This window comes from Tessaracoccus sp., from assembly GCF_016714275.1.
Taxonomy (GTDB): Bacteria; Actinomycetota; Actinomycetes; order Propionibacteriales; family Propionibacteriaceae; genus Arachnia.
In genome coordinates this window covers 1-23,085 of the sequence record NZ_JADJNP010000013.1, presented here as the reverse complement: position 1 = coordinate 23,085, position 23,085 = coordinate 1, and the positions used below count along the sequence as shown (strand labels likewise).

The window sequence follows — 23,085 nt, the reverse complement described above, 5'->3', positions numbered from 1 at the left end:
TCGCGCGGTACGCCGACCGCAACTACGAATGGGAGGAGTTCCCGGTCGCAACGTGGGTGCGAAACCTCGAAACGGACATCGACGACGGCCCGAAGGTGCGAGTTGAGCGCACGACTCTCGACCCGGACGGTGACGCATGACCGACACCCGCGCGGCGCTCGCCAGCGCCATCGACGAGATCGAGCGCGACATCCTCGACCGGCGCGGCCTGAAGCGCGAGTGGGCCGCCATCGACGATGACGTGCGCGCCGAGATCAAGGCGGCGTGGTCAAGCATCCTCGCCGCCCACGTCGCGGCCGAGGTCGCCCGGGCGCTGGAGGCGGCGCCGGAAGTGGAGGAGGCGATCGTCAACATCGTCGACGAGATGATCGACGTCGGCGCCGGCAGGTCCATCCGCATCCGCACCGACGCGGGCGGCAACCCGATGCGTATGGTCGAGGTGACGGACCTCCGCGCCGCCATCGCCGCGGACCGGGCCCGGGCGGTGGCCGAGGCACGCCCCACGCACGACGAGGCGCGGCGGCTGGTGGATGAGTTCGCCGAGGCGGTCGGCGACTGGACGGCCAGCGGAGACGCGGACGGTGTCGGCTCGGCCCGCGCCGCCCTCCTCCGCGCGATGGGGGTCGAGTCGTGAGCGCGCACGGCTTCCCGGCTTGGCGGGATCTCGAATCCGAGATCGACGCAATGATCGTCGCCGCGTCGGGCGATGGTGCCGACGTCGGCGCGCTGCGGTCATCAGCCAGCGCCATGGTGCGATCGGCGATGCAGTCGTCGCGAGTCATCGCCGGCGTGACCTACCATCGCACCGTCGCCGAAGCGTTGATCTGGTCCAGCGGCCCGATCGCGCTGGAATGCTGCGCCGGCGGTCGATGGTGGCAGGTCATCACCGGCGGCATCGGCGGCGCGCCCGCGCCGGTGGTCCGGTCGTGGTCATGCCGTGGAGGGCACTGGATGACCGACATGGCCGGGCTGCGAGCGGACGTGCTCCGCGCGACCTGTCGCGAGATCGATCACCCCGACAAGGACCGCGGCGCGCGATGCAGCCTCGACCCCGAGGCCGACGAGATGATCCCGATGTGGATGGGGGTCGAGTCGTGACGGCGCCAGAGCGCAATCCGGCGGCGGGGTGGGGTCAGATCCGAGGTGGATCGTGGGCCCTCATCATCATGGGATGCACGTTGCAGGCGATCTACGCCTGCGATGGCTCATGGATCTGGACGCAGCGCGGCCGGTATCAGCGGTCCAACTCTGCCGACCGTGGCATCGCGCCAACGCTCGAAGCCGCCCAGCTCGCCGCAGAGGACTCGCTCCTGGCGATCGCCACGGAGATCCTGCGGGCGGTGGGGCCGTGAGCCTCGTTGACGAGCGCACCGAGGATATGCGCCGCACGGTCCGCTACCAAGACGCCCGGCCCCGACGACGCCACGCCCGGCCGGGCTGACTAGCCCCACGCGACCGGGCGCGCGACGATCCCGCGCTTGCGCCCCCACAGCGCCGCGGTCGACTCGCTCACGGCCGGCCGCTTGCCGCCGTGGCAGTGGATGACCCGCACCGCATCCCACGTCGCGCCGGACTCGACGACCACGCCGACGTGACCGATACGCACGCGGACGCCGCCGACGCGCTGCCCGCCGTACACGACGAGATCGCCGGGGGCCGCCTCGCCGATCGGGACGGCGCGGAACATCCTGCGCGGCCCGGTGGCGTCGGCAACGATCGAGTCGGTCGAGATCCAGCCCCCGTCGATCTCGTCGGTCTTGCGGTCGCGACCGAGCGACCACGCCGCGAACCCCGAGCAGTCGCACAGGCCGTCGCGATCGAACGGGGTCACGGCGTCGGGGTGGCGACCTCCGCGCCCCAACCCGTAGCGGCCCGTCCCGAGGTGTCGCCGGGCGCGCGCCACTACCCGCTCGGCCCGGGGGTCGGGCAGCTCGAGGATCTTCCGCTCGACCTCGAGGACCGGATCAGGCGCCGGCGGATTGGCGATCGACCGTCGGAACAGGGCCAGGAGCGGATCGAGTAGGGACACGGCTACCTCCTGCCGCCCTTGCGGGGCGGCACGTTCTCGGGCTTCGCGTCTCGGTCGGAATCCAGCGCCCCGCACCGGGTGCACACTTCCTCGCCGCTGACCAGCCCGATCGACACGGCGCCGGCGCGGCCGGGCTGGAGGCCGAGCGGGGCGCCGCAGCGGCAAGCCCTCACTGCCGCCACACGGGCCTCTCGCCCGTCCCGCACGCGGCCTCGACGTAGGCCGTCCATCGCGCCCACGACGCAAGCCACGCCGTCTCAGCGTCAGTCCCCGGCATCATCGCCTCGGGTGGCACCGGAGCCCGGTACATCACGCACGGCGGGGTCAGCACCGGCACCGGCACCCGCACGACGGTCGTGCGCGGCGTCCCGCATGCGGTCGTACAGAGCAGCGCGATCAGCGTCAGGGCGTCCAGTCGCATGGGTCGTGATCTCCCCGGCCGCCTCGTGCCCCCGCGCCTGATCGGCCGCGTGGTCGCGCGTGGCGGCCTCTTGCAGTTGTGCCCGGTCCCGCTCGGCGGCGGCGCGCTCGGTCGCGGCCTCGGCGTTGACGGCGCGGGTCGTGACCCGGGCGAGCTCGCGGCCGTCGAGCCAGCGCCGGACCCGCCCGATCCCGTAGACCAGGGCGGCGAGCGCAAGGGCGAACAGGCCGGCGCGGTAGTCGTTCACGATCGGTCCTCGTCGCCGGGGTCGTGGTCGTCGCGGCGCTCGACGATCAGGCGCAGGGCCAGCTCGGCGAGGTAGTCGAGGCCGTCGATCACGTCGGCACCTCCTCGCCCAACGCGAGCACCGGCCGTCGGGCCGTCTCGGGGTCGCGCGCGATTGCCATGCCCGCCGCGAGCGCGCCGCCGACCGCGGTCAGGCCCGCCCCCACGCTGCCACCGACCGCCACGACCCCGCCAAACGTCGCGAGGGCGGCGTAGGCTGTGGCCGCCGCGTTGCCCGCCCACCCGCGCCGGAGCCAGCCCCAGCGGTCACGTGCGCGCGCGAGGAGCCACGCGACGACAAGGCACGCGATGCCCCCGAGCGCCCCGCGACCGACCGGACCGGCGACGTCCAGCGCGTGACCGATGATCCCGGGGTCGTCGGACGGCGCCGGCGCGTCGGGTGCCGGCGCCGCGAGGGATGCCCGGGGTGCGTGGTCGGCGAGGACCACCGGGTCGGGCCCGGCATCGGGCGGATCGGCGTCGGCCCGCGCGGTCAGCGCCAGGATCGCGATGGTGACGAGGGCGGCGCCGATCAGCGCGCCGAGAATCGTGGGTCGGTGGGTGTGGATCATGGCGGTGCGAACCTCGAGACGAGCAGTTGAAGAAGCGCGTGATCCGCCGCGAACTGCTCGCGGAGGGCGCGGACGTCCTGGAACACTTCGCGAGCGGTCGCCTTGTCGCGGGCCGCAGCCTCGCGGGCGCCGCCCGCGTCGCCGATCATCGTCACCGCCCACAGCAACGCCATGACCACGCCCCCCGCGCCGATGCCCTTGAGCCACTTCACGATCAGCGTCCACCGGCCGCGCTTCTGGCGCTCGTCCTCGCAGATCTTGACCCGCGCACCGAGGCGCACGACCTCGACGGACAGTTCGCGCGTGTGCCGATCTGCCGCCGACCGGATCGCGTAGACCGTGTCCTCGAGCCGCTGCCACGCCTCGGTGCTGGGCATCTCGTGGCGCTCCGCGATCGTGGCGGCGTGGTCCGCGACGACCTCCTCGACCTTGCCGACGCGCGAGATCAGGTGCTCCACCGGCGTCAGCGGACCCGGGAAGTCGTCCTCGGTGTCGTCGAGGCCCGGCACGACGTGCGGACCCGGACGCGTCGGCGTGCGCGTGTGATCGGCGTGGCGCGGAGACGGCGGATCGATCAGCCGACCACGCACGCGGCCCGAGCCGCTATCGGGCGGCTCACGGGTCACTTGCGCGGGCCTCCCGGCGGATCTGCCACGGCGGCCGGCGCCCCGTTGACCGCCGCCGCGAGCGCAGCGCGGAACCGCGGGTGCGCGTCGACGTTGCAGCGCGCGATCACGCTCGCGCGTGCCCTCGTGGATCGTGATCTGCCGCCCGTTGTCGATCGTGACGCGGATACGCCCGGCCGTGAGCCGCTCGATCCGGTAGTCGGCGCCGTCGACGACGACCGTGCCGGCCTCGCGGCCTGCGATCGGGATCATCTTGGCAAGGTCGCGCATCACTCGACTCCTAGCGCCGCAGCCATCGCGGCCATGAACCCGACGCCCTCGCACTGCACACCGGTCGCGGCCAGGGCGAGGCTTACCGACGCGCCGCCGCCGAAGATGCCCTGGGCGTTCCGAGGCCGAACTTCTGCCTACGCCGTCGAGAGAAACGAATCCGGCGATCGACGCGCTGATCTGCTCGGGCGTGACGCCGCCGCCGATCCTCGACATGCGCCCACGCGCGACCGCCGCGGCTCGATCGATCTGGATCTGACCGAGCCACGCCCCGGCGCTGACGTTGGTCGTGCCCACCGCGGACACCTGGCCAGCAGCGGCGTCGCGCACCTGCACCGTCCACTGCGTCCCGCCGGTCTGCGAGTAGAGATTGATCGACTCGGCAAAGAAGGAGTTGTACCTGCCGACGATGCCGGGCAGGGCGATCGTCGGATCCGCGACCCGGAACACCGCGGCGTACCAGCCCGACCCGGTGCCGAGCGCCTGCACGTCGGCGCCGTGCCCCGAGCTGGCGGGGTAGCGCACGCTCGGTCGCCACGTCGTCGGCGTCGCGTACACGGGCGATCCATTCGCCGCGAGGGCGGTGCCGCCGACCAGATCGGCGAGGGACCCCGACGACTCGTTGCACCTGTACATCCCGGACAGCGTCACGCCGGTCCGCGTGGCGAAGTCGTCGGGCGACGCGGGGATCAGCGGCGCGCGACCGAAGTAGCCGCCGAACTCGTGGAGGTACGCGCCGGGTGCCCTCACGGCGCTCCGTACCGCGGCGCGATCAACGCCACCGTGATCGCCGTGCTGGTTCCGCCGATCGCGAGGATCTCGGCGTACAGGCGATCGAAGTGGAACGGGTTGCGGAACTCCTCGACGTGGGTGATCGCGTTGGCGCTCGTCTCGCCGATCGCCGACCCGCCGTTGACCGTGCCCTTGGTCGTGTCGCCGCCGGGGCCGATCGGGATCCACTTCGCGAGCGAGGTGATGTAGCCCCACATGCGGACGGTGACGGTCATCGTCCCTGATCCGGCGGTGCTGACCACGGCCAGCGAGGCGACCGCGGGGCGATACCCGAGGCCCTCAGCCAGCGTCAGCGTCGCGATGCCGGCCGTCGCGCCCGATGGCGGGCTGTTGTTGGCGGTGGCGGCCTCGACGAGACTGATCGTGAACGTCGTGTTGTTGGTGCTCGACTGTAGGCCGGCGGTCATGGGGACTCCTTGGAGTGAGCGTGCCCGCGCGCGCGGGACGCTGACAGTTCAACCTTATTAACCGAAACTCACGGCAACCACAGATGCGGCCCCGGTCTAGCTCTCATACTCAATGAAGGACACGGCGTATACGGAAATCTGGTTCGTGCCGTCGCCGGCGAATTGGAGATCGTACTTGGCGAGACTCGCGGGCAGCGCGCACGTCCCGGTGAACCATCCTGGGGTTGCGCTGTTTACCGTCGCGGTCGCCACAACCGACCCGCCGCTGTCGACGAGCGTCACGGTTCCAGACCCTGCCGGGATCGATGCGTACGCGGCCAGCTCCCCGGCAACCGTCGCGACGCCCTCGGTCGCGCGATAGGCCAAATTCAGATTGACCCCAGGCGTTGCGGCAGTGGGCGCGCCGGTCGACGTGTTGTCGACGAGGTTCGCGGCGGTCGCCGAGGTGCGGGTCCGAGCTGCTCCGTTGATCAGGCTCCAGTTCTACGACCGACCCGGCGTTGTGCCGGTGCATCTGGACAACCCTTGGAGGATCCGACCCTGGAACGCGTCAGATCGACGTCCGGCCTGCGGGATCGTCGCGTTGAACCACTCGGTTGCCTCGTCGACGGTGTCGGCGCCGACCTCGTAGATGCACGCCGCCATGACGCGCGCGTAATCGCCGGTCGTGATCGAGCAGGAGTAGGTCGTATCGGACGAGATCGCGATCGTGTCGGCGACCAGGATCATGTCATCGGGCGCGTCATCGCTCGCGGTCGGGTTCTGGCCGTAGTAGAACGGGCCGGCGGTCGTCGCGCCGATCGTCACCGACGCATACGGCGTCGTCGCGGTTGCGCCGGTGTTGTCACGACCCATGATGAGCATCACACGCGCACCGGTGACGCCATGGCCCGATCGGAACCGAAACCGCGCGAGCGTCGTCGTACCGGCGTAGCCATATGCCGCATTGCCGAGCATCCACGCACGGCGGTACACGCATCGGTGGCGGTATGCGGTCAGGTGGTTTTCGGCCTCGACTACCTTCGCGTAGAACGACGACGACGGGCTCATGCCGTTGAGTGCGTCGCGCTGCCAGTGGATCAGCTTGGGACGGGATAGCAGACTCACGGCGACTCCTGTGGACCGACGTAGCAGGTCGGCAGGCCGAGGTATTCAGCGTCACCGCTGTTCACCTCGACGCACACAAACCCGAGGCCGGCGAACCCGCCGAGTCCGAGCGTGACGTGCCGGCAGTCGAGCCCCACCGCGGTAGGGATCGCGAAGGTGGTCGATGTTGTGGTGAACGTGGTCTGGATGTACGGGTCGAGGTGGACCACGTCGTGACGCGTTGCCCCCTGCGGCATGAGCCGGCTCAGCGTGACCCGCACCGACACCGACCCGACCGTCTTTGACCGGTACATCGGCGCCACGTACAGCCTGATCGTCACCGACGCAAACACCGGCCCGATCCCGACGAACTGCGGGAACGCTTCGACGAGCACCCACGTCCCGGTCGGCGTGTCGCTGCGCGTATCGCTGTAGATCGTCGGGTTCTGCGGAGCGGTTTTGTAGTTCACGAGGTTGTTGACCAGCCTCGCAGTGTCGCGCGCCGCACCAGCATCGAACGTCACGCCGTCGCCAACCTGATGCGTGCTGTAGCGCCGGCAACGCTCGGTTGCGGCCGAAAGCGTGAACGTCGACGACTGCCCGACACCGCTCGAGATCATCCCGAACGGCTGGCGCGTGTCGACGATGAATCCGTCGCCGTCATCGGCCTGGAACGCGGTGACCCTCTGCGACGCGGCCACGCTGCCGTACTCGGCTGGGACGATCCGGTACTTCTTGGCCGTGTCCCATGCCGGCGATGACAGCGTTGATGTCAGTACGATCTCGGACGAAGCGACCGACGCGACGGTCCTCGTCCACGTCAGCGCCGCGGTGGGGTCCGGCGGGTCGATCTCGAGGATCCGAACCACGTCGTCGGTAGCGAAGTGGCTCGCGTCGAGCGCACCTGACGCGGTGCTGTACTGGTGGTCGTAGGTCTTGAGCGTGACCGTGCCGGCGTCGTAACCGGAGTTCGGGGCCGTGTCGTCAACCTGCGCCGCGTACCCGTACGGGGCTGCGGTGATGCGGTCGAAGATCATCACGTCAACCTCACCGCTCGCATCGTCGATCGACGGACGCCCGTCGATGCCAGGCACCGGACCGCCCCATCCGTGATGATTGGCCACGACGATCCCGGGCCATCCAGTGATCCCGTGCAGGCCCGTCTCGGGGTTGCGGATGTGGCTGTCGGTGATCGTGACGAGCGTGCCCGGAACGAGCTGCTCGTACATGTGCGGGCCGATCGTCATGCGGACGATCTTGTGCGGGCGCGAGAACATCGGCAGCGCTCCCGAGAACCGCGCGATCACGCCGACGATGTCACCGATCGACGACTGCCCGAGCGTGTTGATCGCGTCGAGGACAACCCCTCGCGCACCGTGGGCCGACATCGACGACCGATCGGTGAAGCTGATTTTTGAGACAAGGTCTCCGTCGGCGTTGCGCCCGTATCGGACCGTGATGTTGTTGCGGATGTACTCGAACCGCTCCTCGCTCGTCGACCGCTGCCGATCCGTGCCGGACTGGCCGACGGAGATCGCCTTGTCCGCCTCGACCAGATCGACTACGGCGGCCCCGGCGGTCGGAGTCCCCCATGCGCGCATGTGGATCCGGCCCGCGCCCCAGGTGAAGTAGGCCCACCGGAGCAGAAAGTCGACGTTGAACACGTCCACGAAACGGGTCGGCTTGTCGATGACGATGCAGATCGTCGCGTCCGCACCGTCGACGTTCTCAACGTCCGAGACGAAGTCGGCGCCAGCGAGCGAGTACGGCAGCGCGCAGCCGAGGTCCGACGCGAGCGTGTCGTAGGTGGCGTGGTTGAAACCGGACGCGCCGGTCGAGAACAGGATCTGGAGCATCAGCGACTTGAAATCGCCCTCGGCCACGATTACCTGCTGGAGCGTCACGTCTTGGTCGTCGTCGTACTCGATCGCGATCTCGCCTCCCGTCGATAATAGGTAGCGGTCAAGCCCGACGTTCAGAAAGACGTTCAGGTACCCGGTCTGCTTGGACACGACCGCATGCCCTAGGCTGCCGATCTTGACGATGCCCTCCTGCGTGCCGCTCGAGTCAAAGAGCGACGCCGGCAAGATCGACCCCTGATCGATCCAGTTGCCGCGCTCGTTGGAGATCGGAAGGCGCCCGCCGATGTTCGAGATCAGTGCGCGCAACGGAGGGGTGGCGGCGCGCTCGCTGCCGACCACGCCCGATCCTTGAGCGAACAGATTGGGCGTATCCCATCCGAGGAAGCGCCACAGGTTGCCGGGCGGCACGAATAGAGAGAGCGACCGCAGCGCGCTGCCCGCGGTCGCGTCGACGTACGACAGCACGCCGCGCAACCCGTCGGGCGTGGCCCGGTTCGAGTACGCCCCCGAGAACAGCAGGCGCCCCGCGGTGTACTCGGCCTGTAGCCACGCGGTGATCGCCTGCGCGATCTCGTCCGACGTGTAGAACCCAGTCTGGATTTCGTTGACGCTGGTCGGCGCTCCGCTGACCACGGTCAGCGGGTTGGCATTCCGACGTGGAACCCTGAGAAACGCACTGGAACTCGTTGTCAGTACCGGGACCAAGCCCGCCGACCAGGCCCAGGTAGTAGCCGTCCGTGACCTTCGCGGTAAACGGGTCAGCCATCAAGCGCGACTCATAGACGCTGCGGAGGATGTGCTCGCACTCGATGATCGTCTCTCCGTTGGGGCCCTCGGAGATGCCCGCGATCGTTCCGGCGAAGGAGAGGTGTGCGTCGTCGGGTCCGTCGAAGGTGCCAGACGCGTAGTAGCGGCAGATCCAGACCGCGACGCCGCGGCCGGTCCAGGAGGTGCGCTCGGTCGAGACGATCGGGGGCAAGCCGACGCCGACCGGATCGCCGGTCGCGGTCGAGATATCGCGGACGATGTGCGACCGCGCGAACCGGGCGCCCGAGCTGGTCGTGAACGGCGCGAACTTGCCGCGGGTCAGCGACGTGAGGGACGCCGGCGCCAACTTGCTGCCGTAGGCGATAGCCTCGGGACCGATGTGAATCGTGCCTGACGCCGCGAACGCCGACGACGACAGGACCGTGGCCGTCGTTGATGCAGGCGTCATCGTCGCGTCGAGAAACGTTTCGGTCCCGCCCGACCGCTTGTGGACCTCGACGCCGAGCGTGTCGACCGGCTCGCCGTTGTCGTTGATCGACGGCGCCACCATCAGGCGACAGATCGGCGGCTGACCGAACGGCTCCCACGGGTCGATGCGCTGTGACTGCTCCCATGCTACCGACAGGCCGCCGAATGCCCGCGACACTTCGGCTGACCCCAACGGGGTGGAATCCCGCCAGGCCGTGAGCGCAACATCGGGCACGGCGCTGGTCAGGATCGCGTCGTAACCCTCGATTTGTACAACGTAAACCACCGACGGCCGGCCGGTGTTCAGCATGGTCAGGGTGGCACCCATTAGCGGTAGCCCTTGCGCGCCGGGCAAACCGGCGTGATGTTGTAGGGATGCGCACCGTACTGACCGCCGCCGCCATGCTCGCCGTTGTTGCCTGCTCCGATGGCGGGCCCGCCTCGTACAGCCTGACCACGCCGCACGCCATCGCGGAGTGCGAGATCGCCCAGCCGTTCGAGCCCATCGGGACGTGGGATCTCTCGTGGGGCTGTGAGTTCCGGCAGGAGGGGACCGCCGAGAATCCGTGCGACCCAGCCGAGGGTCCATGGCTCGACGCTGACACGATGACCGCCGTCGCCACGGGCATCGACACGTCGCGCGTGACCATCGGCAGCATTCAGGTCAACGCAGAATTTGACCAGGACGGCGCGGCCAACTGGTTCGCCCCCGGGCAGGACAATGGGATGGATCGCATCGCCTACTACTACGGATGCCCCGACGGCACCGCGCAGTTTGTCGGACTGTGGCGCATCGGCACCACCGGGCAGACCTACGCAGCGTGGCGCGCGGTCGCGACTCGTCGTTGAGGACAGCGAGAGCATCACGGCACCTTGTATCCGGCCGCGGTGATCTCCCAGAGGCCGTGCCATGGCGCGGCAGCCTTGGTCATGCTCGTGTCGACGCGCCCCGTTAGGCGGAATGTCCCGATCGAATTCGAGGTGGTCGAGTCGTCGTAGACCGTCACCTGCGGAGCTGCGGCGAAGTACGAGTACAGCCCGCCGTGCGTGTCGCGCCACCACGTCTCGTAGGACTGCCCCGGGGTAGTCTCAGCGGCTGTACGCGCTCGGGCTCGAGAGATCAGCGCCCACCGGATCTCGGGCAGGTATCGGCGGGACGTGGCATAGGACAGCGCGTAGACCGTGCCGTCGGGCGAGACGAGTTCGGACCGATCGTGCTCGTAGTGGCCGGCCTCCCCGCCATACGTCGTGTCGATCTCGCAGTCGGGTAGCCATGCGCCGCGCATAGCTGAGGCCCCGGTGAACGTCAGCGCAGCCGGCGTCAGGCTCCCGGAGAACCCTAGCAGGTCGCGCATGTCGGTCGATGTCCACGTCGCCGAGAATGTCTCGGTGGCGTGTGCAATCGTGACCAGCCCCGTGCCGGTGCGGTCGGTGAAGCTCGCCGACACGGCGAACGCGCCATCGGATCCGCTCGCAGCGTCCAGTGACGTCTGTAGCGCGGTCAGAAACGACGTGGGCGTGTACGTGTTGGCCGCCACCGTGACATTGTACGGGCCGCCGATCGCCGTGATCGTGACCGCAACCGTCCAGCCTCCGGCCGGAACAGTGAACTGCGCCTCGAGTCGCCCGCACGCGCTCATGACGATACTCCCACCGGTGGACGGTAGACGGTCTGCGTGCGCGCGATCGCCGCGTACACCGACCGCTCGCGCTGACGCTGGCTGTCGGTAAACGTGTCGTTGACGATGACCACCGTCGATGCCGTTGGGGAATACCCGCCCGGGCCATCACCTCTACCGCGGTGGTCCTGGCTGCGTCGACGAGACGATGACCCGCCTGCACTGGCACCAGACGAAGCACCAGCGCCACCGCCGCTCGGAGCGACGGTCTTGGCCATGACCCCGAGCGCCGTCGCGGCGGCGGCGTACTTGGCCGCCGCGAATAGCTCTCCCGCGCCCTGTGCCGCGGTCAACGGATTGGTCAGGTGGTAGATGCCGTGAGCCGCAGACACAAGCGCCATGCCGGCCATCTCGACCGCGTAGCCGCCGAGGGACTGTGCGATCGACCGGCGCACCGCCGTCCCCACCGACTCGGCGCCGCTGATCCACGCCTGAAATCCGTCGGTGACCGCCGACTTGAGCACGCCGAATCCGGCCGCGTAGGCATCGAACTCCTCGAGCTTGCCGAACGTGCGCTCGAGGAAGGATTCGCGCTCGGCCTCATCGCGCCCCGCGGCCTCGGACTGGATGTCGACGGACAGGCGCCGCAACTCCTCGGCCTGCGCGGCTTGGCGCTGCGCGAGCACGTCCTGGTAGCGCGCCTCGTCGGCGGCGGCCTGTGATGCGGCCTGGCGCGCATCGCGCAACGCCGCGAGCCTGTCGACGGCACCGATGGCTGAGTCGACCGCGCCGAAGATCAGCCCGCCGATCGACTTGCCGCCACCCTTGCCCTCCGGGCTTGCCTTCCGGCTTGTCCGCGGGTCCGCCGGGCGCGGCAGCGTTGTTGATCCTGCTCGCCATGCGCCAAACCAACTTGGCCTGCATGTCGTCGACGCGCTTCGCGAGTTCGTCGTCGACGAGTCGCCAATCCGCGGGCAGGCCCGCGACCAACTTCGCGAACTCGGCCGGCGATGCGGTCGCGAGCGGGCCCTGCCGTCGCGCGACCGATCGACGCCAGCTTGAATCGGGAGAGCGCTCGCCGGCCTTCTTTTCGGCGTCGTCGGATTCGCGAACAACCCGTAGCCGCGATCGACCAGTCCGTCCTGGCTTCCGCTGACCCTGGTGCTGGCGGTTGATGACCGACCCGCCCCGCATAAAGCGGAGCTGCCGCGTACATCGCGGCGCGTCCCTCCGTGCCCCGCTCCTCGGGCAGCGAGCCAAAGACCGCCTCGCCCATACCCTCACCGTACGCGGCGGCCATGTCGAGAAGCCCAGCCGTCAGCTTGCCGACGGTGACGCGCAGGCGCGCGATCCCATCCTCCATCTTGACCATCGATCGCTGCGCCTGGTCCCCGGCCATCTCGAAGTTGCCGCCGACGGTGGCAACCTCTTTGCCGAGCGCCGTCATCAGGACCTGCAAGTCCTTCGACTGATCGCCCGTCGCCTGCACCGACAGGCCGAACTCGTCGAGGCCCTCGAGCTTGCCCTTTTTCAGGACCTCGGTGAACCGATCGAAGATCTTGTCGGCCTCGTAGCCCTCCTTCGTGAGGGCGCGCATGCCCTCGCTCACGAGCTGAAGCTGACCGGTGGTCAGCTTCCACGCGCCGCGGTGGCCTGCCTGCGCGAGCGTCATCAACTCCATGCGCGTCTTGAGGCCGTCCCACGACTCGCTGAGCGAGTCGATGTTGACGCCCGCGCTTCCCTGCGTGAGCCGCGCCTCCTCGCGCATCTGCGCGAGGCCGTCCTTCGCGGCCATGGCAGCGGCGAGGATGATCGCACCGCCCTTGGCGTACTGTCCGGCCATCGACTCGGCGGCCTTGCCCTGCTCCTCAAGGGCCTTGACCTGCTCCAGCGCGGCCTTTTTCTGGACGCCCGACAGGCCCTTCACCGCGGCCTTGGCCTGCTCGGTGTTGACCTTGTAGTCCATGATCACCGCTCCGGTGATCGCGCTGACGGCGCTTCCAAAGAGTCCCATGGCTACGCCTCCCCCTTCGGCCGGTTCGGGTCCTGCGCGTAGCCCTCGCGCGCGTTGTCCAGCTCGGCGACGGCCGCGAGCATGGCGCGCGTCGGCGGGCCGCCGCACCACTCGGTGAGCGTGCCGGCCTTCCAGTGCGGCAGAGCTTGCAACGCCTCGGCGACCATCGGCAGGCGGCCGAGGTAGTACGGGCAGACCGATGGCGCCCAATCGAGCATCGGCACGATGCCACGCACGAGGACGTACTGAGGCGCGGCGCTCTTGGCGCTCGGCTCGTACGCGCAGCCCATGGATTGACGATCGTGCATTGGGATCTTGGCTCGGCAGGTCGCGCAGTCAGGTGGCGGTGCTCGGTCGCTTCGCATCGCCTCGACGAAGTAAGGGAGGAGGCGCGCTCCCTCGATCAGTTTGGGGGCGTGTGCCTCCGGTCGACGATGACCTCGGCCAGTTCGAGGAGGATCCGCTCGGTGCCGGTGAACAGGTCGACGAACCGCGGTGGCTGGATCTTGCCCAACTCGGGGAACGCCGCGTCGACCTCGGGCGCGAGGTTGGCCGCGGTCGGCGCGTCGCCCTCGAGTCGCAGCACGCCGATCCGGGCGAGGAGCAACATCGCGGCGCGGGACCCGTCGACGCGCGCGAGGGCGCTGTCGATCGCGGTCCACTCGGTCGCGGTGATCTGCCGGAGCACAAAGATCGTCGGCTGCTCGCCGTCCTTGAGGATCGGCTTGTAGTCGCCCGTCTCGCGCGCGACCCGCAGCGGCTTGCCCCACTCGCGCAGGGGTGCGGCCCACGCTTCGGCGCGGGCCCGGAACTCATCGTCGGACTCGCCGTCCTTGCGATCGGGGCGCGGCCCGATGGCCGGCTCGGGCGGCAGGTTGATCGCCGAGTCGTAGCGCGAGATCACGCGGTACGGCTCGGCCAGGGTGAGGGCCAGCTTGACGCTCACGCGAGCCCCCAGCGCATCGCCGACCGGGACAGGTCGGTGGTCCCCGCGGTGTCGGTGCCCGCCTCGAGCTCGAGCGGGACCCGGTTGAGGCCGTCGAGGTCGGTCTGGGTCGGCTGCTTGCCGGACCAGCACAGGTTCGGGAAGTAGCAGCTCAGCGTCGAGCCGTCGCCGACCGACCACGCGATCAGCAGGTGCTGGCGCGCGTTGGTGTTCCAGGCCGTGTACCAGGGGGGGGTGGCCGAGTCACCCTCGGCGTCGACGGTCATCGACACCTTGAGGCTGTCCGGGATGCGCTTGGCCCCGACGATCATCTGCGACGTGCTCGCGCCGTCGTAGCCCATGACCGGGACGATCCCGAGCGTGATCCCGATCGAGATGGCGCGGGCGGTGAGCGTCGCGCGGGTGGCGGTGCCGTACGTGTTCATGAACACCGACCCGGCCGCGGTCGGCACGGCGGCGGTGGTCCACGCCGCGGTGGTGGTCGTGTCCGGGAACGTCGTGGTGATCGGCTCCATCCACGACACGCCGAAGGTAATCTGCCACTTCGCGATGGTCCCGGGCGCGCCGCCGGTGAACGCGATCGACTTGATGAAGCAGCCGTGCAGGCACCACGAGGTGTCGGCGGTCTTGACGAACATGCGCAACGACGTGACGGCGCAGGTGGACTCGACCGTGTGGACGTTGATCGACGTGTAGACCACGTCGGCAGCGGTATCCATCGCGGCGGGCGCGGCGGTCTTGAGCGCGATCACTGAGGTCCCGTGCGAGGCAACCACCGCGGGCTGACCGTCGCCGCGCCCGTCGTTCTTCGCGCCGAGGCGGATGATCTGCCCGACGAGCAGACCCGACGCGGCGGCGACGTTGAGGCTGGTCGCGGTCGAGGCCGTGCCGCTGATCGTGGTGCCGTCCGCGCTGGTCGGTGACGCGACGGCGCCCATGGCGTAGCCGAGGAGCGTCTCGGCTGCGGTCGCGGTGACCGCGCCGGCGCAGGTCGATCCGTGCCCGATCGCCTCGATCTCGACGGTGAAGTCGCCCTCGAACGGGCCCGGGATCATCTTGGGCCGCTCGTTGCGGTACTGCACGACCCGGCCCGGGTCGATCATCATCCGGCCGAGGCCGGCGAGGTTCGCCATCACCGTGGTCGGGATGGTCTGCGCGCTCGTCGCCGACGTGGAGGCTTCGCCCCACGCCGACTCGGCGACGTAGCTGATGTGCTGGAGCTTGCTCGAACAGGCGGTCATGGTGAGGCCCTCCAATAGACGACCTCGAGCGGGATGACGCCGAACCAAACGGCGCCGTCTTGCTCGCGGCTGTATTGCGTGCTGATGATCGTGGCGTTGCTCGTCGGCGTGATGGAAAAGCCCGTCGTGCCGGCGTAGTAGTCGATGTGCCGCAGGTCCGACGCGATCACGTCGTCGAGGCCGCGGCGACCGGAGAAGCGGTTGCTCTCCGGGTAGGCGATCACGATGTCGAACGTCTCGCGGACCTGCTCGAGCGTGACCATCGTGACTTCGGGCGAGCTCGTGTCACCGCGCGTCTCGACGTCGAAGCGGCGCAGGCAGCCGAGCGGATTCGCGGCGGCCCACGCGCGCAGGTCGAGCCGATCGTCCCGATGCGCGGTGTACAGGTTCGCCCCGTGCGTCGGCGGGGTCAACGCGGCGATGCGGGCGATGATCACCGTGCGGATCTCGGCTGGCGTGGTCGTCGCCATCTACCGCCTCCACAGTGGGGTCGGCGCGATCGGCTGCGCAGCTCCGCCGCCCGAGGTGTCGACGGCGATCACGGGCGCGCGGACGAACTGCTGATACCGCTGGTCGTAGACCTTCTTCGCGTTTTCGTAGCGGTTGCCGTCGACGCCGCCGCCGGTTGTCGCGGCATCCTCGATCGCGAGGAGCTGCGCGCGGAGGATCGTAAGCTCGGCGACCGCCTCGGCGTTGCGGATCGCCTGATCGGCCTTGTTGTCGCCGTAGAGGTCGAAGCGGAGAGCCTTGAACGCGCGGTCGATGATCGACCGGCCCTGATCGGTGCGGCAGTCCAGCGGCAGGCCGTCGAGCCACCCGGGCCAGCGTGCCTCGACCATCGGCGGCGTGACGCCGTGGCGCGCGGCGTAGCGCACCAAGTCGAAGTAGCGGTCGTAGACCTGCGTGGCGCCGGCGCCGTCCACCACGGTCCAGCGGACGCGGTAGGCCGGGTTCGGCGTCCACGTCGGGGACAGGTTGTTGAGGTCGGCGACCCACGTCGCGTCGATGCCGATCGTGGCGCGGCAGGACTTGAGCGTCGAGCCGCTCGGGTAGTCGTTGATCAGCGGCTGCTTGACCGTGACCGTCGTGCCGCTGACCGATGCGATCGTCACGTCCTCGTACAGCCCCGACGCGGCGGCGAGGCGGTAGACGCGAGCCACGGCGATGCTGGTCGCCGACGTGACGGTCAGCGACGTCGGATCCACGCCCGATCCGCCCGCGGCGGATAGGGTCGTGTTCGGGTTCGTCTCGACCGCGGCGCTGCCGGTCGTCGCGGCCTCCTCGGTCGAGGTGTCGTCGGCCGAGGTCGACCACACCTGGACATCCGTGATCGACGCGGGCCGGCCGTCCTCGCAGTCGAGGATCAGCGACTGGCCGGTCACGGCGAACTGGATGTCTTGGGTGGTGGTCACTTGGGCACGAACCATGGACCCATGCGGCCCGACGACGCGTCGCAGACGTCCTCGACGAGGCGCTGCAAGACGCGGGACGTATCGCCGGGCTTGAGGCCGGCGAAGGGGTTGCGCTCGTCGCCCTCGCGGCGCGGAATGTTCCGCGTCGCGAAGTCGGCGTAGATCCGCATCAGCTTGTACGCGAGGTCAGGGATCGTCGCCGTGCGCGTCGCGACGAACGGGTCGGAGCTGGCCGCGGTGCCCTCGAGGATGCGCTTGGCCCGGCCGCGCGCGAGCATCCACCGTGTGTCCGTCTCGCACGGCATGTGCGCCGAGCGCACGATCTGCGGCGTGGTCTTCATCGGCGCCACGACCTCGAGGCCGGCGTCGGCGTACACGTTCGCCCGCTTGGCCGCGCGCTTCGCCTTCTCGGCAGCCCGCGCCTTGGACAACTTCGCCGCCGACGGCGACCGGTTGGCGGCGTTGAAGCGGTCCACCATCTGGCAGTCGGCGACGGCTTGGCGCTCGATCTCGCGAGCGATCGTCGGCGCGCCCGCCCGTTCCGCAGCGCGGGTGTAGTCGCGCACCGTCGCCTCGCGGATCTCCTGCGGAGTCAGCAGCGGGCGCAGGCGCTTGACCGGGGCGAACGTCACTTGCCGGCACCCTTCGGCGCGGGGTCGGGCTTGCCTGCCATCGAGGCAACCACGGCGTCGGCGACCTTGCTGGTCATGACCTCGAGAGCCTTGGTGTGCTTGGACTGCTCTGACTCGTGGGCGGCCTCACGCTCGGCGGTGCGCTGGTCGTTCTTGAGCCTCCGCGCGCGCTTCTCGGCGAGGTAGTGCTCACACGGCGGCTTGTCGCCGCCGATGTCGGCCGGGTGGCACGGCGCGGCGCCGCGCGCCATCAGCTCGGCAGCCTCGATCTGCTCGGGCATCAGGTCGCCGCTGGCGAGCATGATGAGCGGACACTTGCCCTGCTCGATCCAGCCGAAGTGCCGCGCCTTGAGCTGCCGGTCACGCGCGTAGCTGGTGTCCTCGGCCGGGACGTGCGCGGCGGCGTTCGTCAGTGGGATCGACACCTCGTGGCCGTCATGGCGCAGGAAGGTCGAGTACCGCTTGACGCCGCGCATCTTGCGCATGTTGTGGATGTCGGTGCCGTCATGGCCGAGCGCGGGGAGGCGCTCGATCATGGGGCGACCAGCCTTGGCGTGGCCCTTCTCGTACTTGGGCGTCACGTACGCCTGGGCCTTCTCGTCCCAGACGCGCGCGCGCCGTTGCTCGCCCTGCTCGGCGCCGATCTTGATCCAGAGTGCTGCGGCCATGGCTGGTCACCTCGAAAGTGGTGGGGCGGAACACCGCCGCCCCGGTCGGCCATCGCCCTCAGGCGATGCAGAGGTAGTCGAACGTGTAGGCCCCGGCCGCCGGCAAGACCTTGTAGGTCAGCACGAGCGCATCGGCGGTCACGGCGTACGACACGTGGCCGGTGTCGATCGCGACGGCGTTGACGCACGTCACGATCACTGCGCGCGGTGCAGCGGCGTAGGAGGTAGCGAACGTGATGGTCACGGTCGCGGTGGCCTGCGCGTACGTGCCGCCGGCGGCGGTCACGACGACCTGGCCGGCCACGTCGTTCGCGCCCGTGGTGAGCGCGGCAGAGCCGGTGGCGCCCCAGCCGGCGCCCACGGCGACGGTGGGGGTGCCGTTGCCCTCGGCGGTGATCTGGCCCCGGTTGCGTCCTTGCTTCGGCATGTGTTTCTCCTTGGTCCGTGGGTTCGATCAGGCGTCGGTGACGATGCCGGTGCCGCTGCCGTCCTGGAGCTCGCCGCAGCCCCAGCGGGACGACGTGACCATCAGGGTCGAGCGTCCGGCGACGATGCGATCGGTCTCGAGGCGCGGCAGGCGCTTCCAGACGTAGCCGAAGGTCGTCGAGCCGCTCGCGTCGTTGGCCGCCGAGGTCGCACAGAAGCACGCGCCCACGACGTCGGCCGCGCCGTTGGCGGTGTCGGTCAGGCCGGTCGTGATGACCGGCAGGTTGCGCAGGCGGCCGGTGATGCGCGAGGCGCCCATGCCGTTGTCGGCGCTCGGCGCGAAGCCGATCAGGCGGTCGGCCGACAGCGCGTAGACCGCCGCCGCCGCGTTGCCCGTCAGAATCGCGGTGTCGAGGTCGAGCTGCTGCTGGTTGTCGAACACGTAGAAGGTCGAGTCGGACTCGGCGCCGCGGACGCGGAGGCCCTGCTGCGCGGCGATCGCCTGGACGATCGTCAGGTCGACGCCGGTCGATCCGACGGTGTTCGACAGGCCGGCGAACAGCGCGCAGAAGTCGTCGGTCCAGGCGAGGTCCATCGCCTTGAGGTGGCGGTCGCGGAGCCACATGAACATGTCAATGCCGCGAACCGAGTCCTCGATCACGTTGTCGGTGATCTCCATGCCGACGACGTACTCGCCGCTCGAGATGGTGACCGATCCGGTTGAGGCGCTGGTGTTGCTGACGTCGGTGCCCTGGGTGCCGTCGAACTCGGTGTCGACGCCGTCGCCGTCGTCGTTGGCCGAGCCCCACCACGCCGTCTCGGTCGGGATCTTGGCCCCGGTCGACGGCTGGTCGATGATGTTGAACTCGCGCCCGAGGCGCCAGAGGCCGCCCTGCTCGGACAGCGCGGCGATCACGACGGGCTGAACCGCCGCGGTGTAGGTGAGGTCGTCGAAGGTGGTCGTGGTGATTTCGTTCGCCATGGCGGCGTGCCTTTCAGCGGATCGGGATGCGCTTCCCTGAGCTGGCCAGTTCCGACATCCACCGCTTGGAGAACTCGTGCGGGCCGAGGCGCCGGATCGCGGCGTCGAGGTCCGTCTTGCCGAGGCTCGTCAGCGGAGTATCGGAGGTGACCGTCACGGGCGGCGTTGTGCCGAGCATCGCGGTCGCGGGGTGCGCCGGCGATGCCGGCGCGGGGTTGGTGACGTTCGTGGTGGTCGCCGCGGGTGCGGCGGGCTTGCTGCCCCACACGTCGACGAACCCGCGCACGAAGGCGGCCACGTCCGGCGGTCGCGTCGCCATCACTTGCTCGCGGAGGAATCGACGCTGCGGCGATGCCAACTGGAGGTCGGCGGTCGCGTCGTCGAAGTCGTCGCGGAGCTTGAGGATGGCGAGCGGGTCGGCGTGGGCCTGCGGCTCGGTCGTATCGGTGCGGGGTTGCGGCGCTGGGGCCGCGGGCGGCTTGCTGGCGGCGTCGCGGAGACGTCGAGACTCGGCCCATGCAGCGTCGTGCGCCTTCTGCGCCGCGGCGGCCACGGCCCGATCGAGATCGGCTTGCGTGATCGCTGGGGCGGGCTGCGGGGCGGGCGCAGCCGACTGCATCGGTGGGGTCTGGTCGCTGGTCGCGTTGTCGTCGGGCATGTCGTCCTCGTGTCCAACCGTGTTGCGGGCGGTCGTCCCGTCTCAGGCACCCGGCTTGCGCCGCCGGTAGGCGAATCGTTCAGGCTGCGACGCCCTCGGCGTGAGGTGGGTCGGCTGCCTCGAGATCGGGCTGGTCGGTCGGCGACAGATCGTCGGCCGGTCGACCACCCGTCGGCGCGCCGTCAGCGCGGGCCGCGATGCCTCCAAGGGCTCCGCTGATCGCCATGAGCGGACGCTTGGCGACCTGAACCATCGTCTCGATGCGGATGTGCTCGAGGATCTCGTCCCACGCCTGCTCGGCGGTCTTGTCGGGGTCCTCGGTCATGAGGAATTCGACCGAGTCGGCAAGGCCGGCGCTGCGCTCGGTCAAGAACAGGTCGAGGCGGTCCTTGCGGCTGAGCTGGACCCGCGCCTCACCGAAGTCGATCGACCATCCCTCAGCGTCGAAGCCGTAGCCCGGGGCGTACTTGGCGAGGACGGCCGCCATCGTGCGGGCGAGATGCGCCTCGGCGCGGCGGAAGATCTTGACCTGCCGGCCGCGGCGGTCGCGCACCGGCGCCAGCATCAGCTCGCGCGCCTCGGCCGACTGCACGCCCTGGTGCTTGAGCGCGGCCAACGATAGTCCGTAGTTGTTGCCGGCCCGCTCGAGGCTGTGGTCGGCCGCGTCCATGTAGACCTTGATGTCGGTCCCGATCTCGACGGTCGTGATCGTCGTGCCCTCGGGTGCCTCCATCATCTCGGCCGAGTCCATGCTCATGCCGCGCGCCATCGTCGACGAATCGCCCTGAAAGACCGGAACGCGCGAGGCGGTCCGGGTCTCCTTGATCATCATCGCCTCGATCAGCCACGTCGCCTTGTGCGCCGAGACGAGATCCTCGCCGTCGTTGCCGGGCCAGAAGTCGGGCGCGTGGAGGCTGTCGGTGATCGGGATCCATCGGTTGACGCCGAGCCCGTGCTCCTCGCGCGTGCCCGCGATCGGCTGCATCTTCTCGTCGAGCGTCTCCCACTCATGATCAGTGGTGAGCAGCCACGCCGGCGTGCGCGGCGATGCGCCGCGGACGGTGCGGTACTGGATGCGCGTGAGCCACCCGATGACCTGCGTGTTGTCGTTCGGGTGCATGACCGGGCGGGCGTTTGCCGCACTGCACACGTCGATCACGACCTCGGGCGAGCCGTCCGGGGCCGGGCGCACGCGCGGGCCGATCAGGATCGCCCGGTGAAGGTTGAACAGGTGACACGCCTTGTCCATCTGCTCGTCGAGCGACGCGGCCGAGACGATCGACGTGTAGCGCGCCTGGTTTGCGTCGTCGCCTCCGACCTTGCGCTTGGCCGGCTCGGCGTAGACCGTCGCGAGCTCGCCAACGATGCGCTTGGTCGGGTTGCTGAACTGCGCGAGCGGCAGCATGCGCACGATGCGCTCAACGATCTTGCCGTCGGTGAACGCCCCCTGCACGACCGCGCGCATATCGTCGACACCGCCGTCGTGGTAGAAGGCATCGCGGATCCGGTGCCGCTTCTCGCGCGCCTGGTCGACGTCGCGGTCGCAGTGGTCGCGCAGGTACTTCGCCAGTTCCTCGTCGTCGAGCGGTTGCCCCTGCACGCCGCTCGGCAGCGTCGCGAGCACGGCGCGGATCGGCGTGGTCATGACACCACCGCCTTGGCCATGCGCGGGTGCTCGATCTGCCACAGCGCGTAGCCGACCGCGGCCGGCCAGTGCGACCGATCCTCACCGTTCTTTTTCTCGTGCTCGCCCTTGTCCTCGGCGTTGCGCTCCATCGTCTCGAGCGCCTTGACCAGTTGCGGGGCCGCGGCCTTGCCCTTGTCGTCGCAGGCGACGAACAACCGGCGGATGCCGTTCACGTCGCAGAGCAGCGTGTTCACCAAGTTGAATCGGGACTCGCGCTTGATGACGCCCGGTTCTGTGCTGCCCGGCCTGTACGCGGCGGCGCGGATCTTGATGCCGTGCGCGCGCCAGACCGTGTACATCGTCGCGTCGGGGTGGTCGTCGCCGCTGCGGGTGTGCGGGTCGGCGCGCACCAGCATGCGGCCCGACGTCGGGTCGGCCTGACCGCGCCGGTCGACCTGGTGCGCGTGCCACTTGCCGCGCGCGCGCTCGAGCACATCGCCGACGTGCTTCTCGATCGTCGCGTCGACCGACGTCACCTCGTCGACGACGAACCACCGGGCCAGCTTCTCGCCGCGAAACCTGTACGCCTTGAGGAACTCGGAGACGTGCTGGCGCTTGCCGGGGTCGTGTCCGACGAGGGTCGTCAGGCGCTCCCCCTCGCTGGCGTACGGCGCGAGAATCTCCGCGGTCACGTCGACGGCGCCAAGCGGGATCATGCGCAGGTTCGCCGGTGACCCGTCGTCAAGCGAGCGCCGCCAGCAGTGATAGAGCTGCGCCTCGGGGCCGACGTCCATCGCGAGGACGCGGCGCTGCCACTCGCGCTCGGTGATACCGCCGTCGCGGATCGCCTGCCAGTAGCGCGGCCACAGGAACGGCGACTCGAGCCCTTGCAGCTTGGCGAAGATCCAGTCCGCCGACTTGCCGGCCTTGTCGCGGAAGTTGCGCCACTCGGTGCTGTCCTTGAAGGTCGACGTGCAGAGGCGCTTGTAGATGCCGCCCGGCGCGGCGCGACCGCGGGCGTTGATGTCGTCGTTGCGGTCGTGGTGGTCCTGGAGCTCGTCGCTTGCGCACGCGACCCAATTCGCGCCCTGGATCGGGCTGCCCGCGTCCTCGCTCTGCTGGTGCGCCGAGACGAGCTGTACGATCGGGCCGACGCGGAACCGATAGGCTTGGTCGCGCTCCTTCCAGCGGAACCACTTCGGATCCCACAGGGCCGCCGCAGCCTTCTTGACGTGGGCGAGGCGCGAGAACACCGGCGCGGTCACTCCGATCTC

General features: G+C 69.6%; 28 protein-coding genes. 5 read left to right on the top strand and 23 right to left on the bottom strand.

Annotated elements, in window-relative coordinates:
• The first annotated feature begins 136 nt into the window (after positions 1 to 136).
• From IPJ61_RS21170 to IPJ61_RS21160, 3 genes are read left to right on the top strand one after another with little or no spacing between them, the layout of a single operon-like run.
• On the top strand, positions 137 to 634 hold the full coding sequence (locus IPJ61_RS21170; RefSeq protein ID WP_297112538.1) for a hypothetical protein: 498 nt from the start codon (positions 137 to 139) through the stop codon (positions 632 to 634).
• Positions 635 to 684: 50 nt separating this feature from the next.
• Positions 685 to 1,098: a hypothetical protein gene (locus tag IPJ61_RS21165; RefSeq protein WP_297112535.1), complete on the top strand. Its 414-nt coding sequence runs from the start codon at positions 685 to 687 to the stop codon at positions 1,096 to 1,098.
• On the top strand, positions 1,095 to 1,352 hold the full coding sequence (locus IPJ61_RS21160) for a hypothetical protein (protein WP_297112532.1): 258 nt from the start codon (positions 1,095 to 1,097) through the stop codon (positions 1,350 to 1,352). The genes IPJ61_RS21165 and IPJ61_RS21160 overlap by 4 nt, the downstream gene beginning before the upstream one ends.
• Positions 1,353 to 1,441: 89 nt before the next feature.
• On the opposite strand, the gene IPJ61_RS21155 is transcribed toward IPJ61_RS21160, so the two are convergent.
• The 8 genes from IPJ61_RS21155 to IPJ61_RS21120 all read right to left on the bottom strand — a co-directional run bounded on the left by IPJ61_RS21155 (position 1,442) and on the right by IPJ61_RS21120 (position 8,983).
• Positions 1,442 to 2,029: an NlpC/P60 family protein gene (locus tag IPJ61_RS21155; protein ID WP_297112529.1), complete on the bottom strand. Its 588-nt coding sequence runs from the start codon at positions 2,027 to 2,029 to the stop codon at positions 1,442 to 1,444.
• 263 nt (positions 2,030 to 2,292) lie between these two features.
• Positions 2,293 to 2,697, bottom strand: coding sequence for a hypothetical protein (locus IPJ61_RS21150; protein ID WP_297112526.1), 405 nt, complete (start codon positions 2,695 to 2,697; stop codon positions 2,293 to 2,295).
• A gap of 88 nt (positions 2,698 to 2,785) precedes the next feature.
• Positions 2,786 to 3,307, bottom strand: a complete 522-nt coding sequence (locus IPJ61_RS21145; protein ID WP_297112523.1) for a hypothetical protein — start codon at positions 3,305 to 3,307, stop codon at positions 2,786 to 2,788.
• Entirely contained in the window at positions 3,304 to 4,953 is a 1,650-nt protein-coding gene (locus IPJ61_RS21140) for a hypothetical protein (RefSeq protein ID WP_297112520.1), read from the bottom strand. The genes IPJ61_RS21145 and IPJ61_RS21140 overlap by 4 nt, the downstream gene beginning before the upstream one ends.
• Positions 4,950 to 5,402 (bottom strand): hypothetical protein, encoded by a 453-nt coding sequence (locus IPJ61_RS21135; protein ID WP_297112518.1) that lies wholly within the window; start codon positions 5,400 to 5,402, stop codon positions 4,950 to 4,952. The genes IPJ61_RS21140 and IPJ61_RS21135 overlap by 4 nt, the downstream gene beginning before the upstream one ends.
• A gap of 96 nt (positions 5,403 to 5,498) precedes the next feature.
• Complete coding sequence (locus IPJ61_RS21130) at positions 5,499 to 5,684, bottom strand: hypothetical protein (protein ID WP_297112515.1); 186 nt, start codon at positions 5,682 to 5,684, stop codon at positions 5,499 to 5,501.
• Positions 5,685 to 5,885: 201 nt separating this feature from the next.
• Complete coding sequence (locus IPJ61_RS21125; protein WP_297112512.1) at positions 5,886 to 6,509, bottom strand: hypothetical protein; 624 nt, start codon at positions 6,507 to 6,509, stop codon at positions 5,886 to 5,888.
• Positions 6,506 to 8,983 carry a hypothetical protein gene (locus IPJ61_RS21120; RefSeq protein ID WP_297112509.1) on the bottom strand — a complete coding sequence of 826 codons (2,478 nt, stop codon included), beginning with the start codon at positions 8,981 to 8,983 and terminating at the stop codon, positions 6,506 to 6,508. The genes IPJ61_RS21125 and IPJ61_RS21120 overlap by 4 nt, the downstream gene beginning before the upstream one ends.
• 521 nt (positions 8,984 to 9,504) lie before the next feature.
• Here IPJ61_RS21120 and IPJ61_RS21115 point away from each other — a divergent pair.
• On the top strand, positions 9,505 to 9,690 hold the full coding sequence (locus tag IPJ61_RS21115; protein ID WP_297112506.1) for a hypothetical protein: 186 nt from the start codon (positions 9,505 to 9,507) through the stop codon (positions 9,688 to 9,690).
• A gap of 271 nt (positions 9,691 to 9,961) precedes the next feature.
• A complete protein-coding gene (locus IPJ61_RS21110) occupies positions 9,962 to 10,435 on the top strand; it encodes a hypothetical protein (RefSeq protein WP_297112503.1) in 474 nt (157 codons plus the stop codon).
• A gap of 14 nt (positions 10,436 to 10,449) precedes the next feature.
• Here the strand turns inward: IPJ61_RS21110 and IPJ61_RS21105 are convergent, their stop codons facing one another.
• The 15 genes from IPJ61_RS21105 to IPJ61_RS21035 form a co-directional block, all read right to left on the bottom strand.
• Complete coding sequence (locus tag IPJ61_RS21105) at positions 10,450 to 11,226, bottom strand: hypothetical protein (RefSeq protein WP_297112499.1); 777 nt, start codon at positions 11,224 to 11,226, stop codon at positions 10,450 to 10,452.
• The gene (locus IPJ61_RS21100) at positions 11,223 to 11,951 is read right to left on the bottom strand and encodes a hypothetical protein (protein ID WP_297112496.1); all 729 of its coding nucleotides are present in this window, start codon (positions 11,949 to 11,951) and stop codon (positions 11,223 to 11,225) included. The genes IPJ61_RS21105 and IPJ61_RS21100 overlap by 4 nt, the downstream gene beginning before the upstream one ends.
• Positions 11,952 to 12,001: 50 nt before the next feature.
• Positions 12,002 to 13,219, bottom strand: coding sequence for a hypothetical protein (locus tag IPJ61_RS21095; protein WP_297112492.1), 1,218 nt, complete (start codon positions 13,217 to 13,219; stop codon positions 12,002 to 12,004).
• A 2-nt stretch (positions 13,220 to 13,221) separates the two neighbouring features.
• The gene (locus tag IPJ61_RS21090; protein ID WP_297112489.1) at positions 13,222 to 13,509 is read right to left on the bottom strand and encodes a hypothetical protein; all 288 of its coding nucleotides are present in this window, start codon (positions 13,507 to 13,509) and stop codon (positions 13,222 to 13,224) included.
• A 113-nt stretch (positions 13,510 to 13,622) separates the two neighbouring features.
• Complete coding sequence (locus IPJ61_RS21085) at positions 13,623 to 14,165, bottom strand: hypothetical protein (RefSeq protein WP_297112486.1); 543 nt, start codon at positions 14,163 to 14,165, stop codon at positions 13,623 to 13,625.
• A complete protein-coding gene (locus tag IPJ61_RS21080; protein ID WP_297112484.1) occupies positions 14,162 to 15,406 on the bottom strand; it encodes a hypothetical protein in 1,245 nt (414 codons plus the stop codon). The genes IPJ61_RS21085 and IPJ61_RS21080 overlap by 4 nt, the downstream gene beginning before the upstream one ends.
• A complete protein-coding gene (locus IPJ61_RS21075; RefSeq protein WP_297112482.1) occupies positions 15,403 to 15,876 on the bottom strand; it encodes a hypothetical protein in 474 nt (157 codons plus the stop codon). The genes IPJ61_RS21080 and IPJ61_RS21075 overlap by 4 nt, the downstream gene beginning before the upstream one ends.
• Positions 15,877 to 16,818 (bottom strand): hypothetical protein, encoded by a 942-nt coding sequence (locus tag IPJ61_RS21070; protein ID WP_297112480.1) that lies wholly within the window; start codon positions 16,816 to 16,818, stop codon positions 15,877 to 15,879.
• A complete protein-coding gene (locus IPJ61_RS21065) occupies positions 16,815 to 17,450 on the bottom strand; it encodes a hypothetical protein (RefSeq protein WP_297112477.1) in 636 nt (211 codons plus the stop codon). The genes IPJ61_RS21070 and IPJ61_RS21065 overlap by 4 nt, the downstream gene beginning before the upstream one ends.
• Complete coding sequence (locus IPJ61_RS21060; RefSeq protein WP_297112475.1) at positions 17,447 to 18,118, bottom strand: hypothetical protein; 672 nt, start codon at positions 18,116 to 18,118, stop codon at positions 17,447 to 17,449. The genes IPJ61_RS21065 and IPJ61_RS21060 overlap by 4 nt, the downstream gene beginning before the upstream one ends.
• Before the next feature lie 58 nt (positions 18,119 to 18,176).
• Entirely contained in the window at positions 18,177 to 18,545 is a 369-nt protein-coding gene (locus IPJ61_RS21055; RefSeq protein ID WP_297112473.1) for a hypothetical protein, read from the bottom strand.
• A 27-nt stretch (positions 18,546 to 18,572) separates the two neighbouring features.
• Positions 18,573 to 19,526, bottom strand: a complete 954-nt coding sequence (locus tag IPJ61_RS21050) for a hypothetical protein (protein WP_297112471.1) — start codon at positions 19,524 to 19,526, stop codon at positions 18,573 to 18,575.
• Between the two features lie 13 nt (positions 19,527 to 19,539).
• A complete protein-coding gene (locus IPJ61_RS21045) occupies positions 19,540 to 20,184 on the bottom strand; it encodes a hypothetical protein (protein WP_297112469.1) in 645 nt (214 codons plus the stop codon).
• Between the two features lie 79 nt (positions 20,185 to 20,263).
• On the bottom strand, positions 20,264 to 21,829 hold the full coding sequence (locus IPJ61_RS21040) for a hypothetical protein (RefSeq protein ID WP_297112467.1): 1,566 nt from the start codon (positions 21,827 to 21,829) through the stop codon (positions 20,264 to 20,266).
• Positions 21,826 to 23,085 (bottom strand): hypothetical protein (locus tag IPJ61_RS21035; RefSeq protein WP_297112466.1); only part of this gene is annotated, 1,260 nt, incomplete at its 5' end. The genes IPJ61_RS21035 and IPJ61_RS21040, both read right to left, overlap by 4 nt.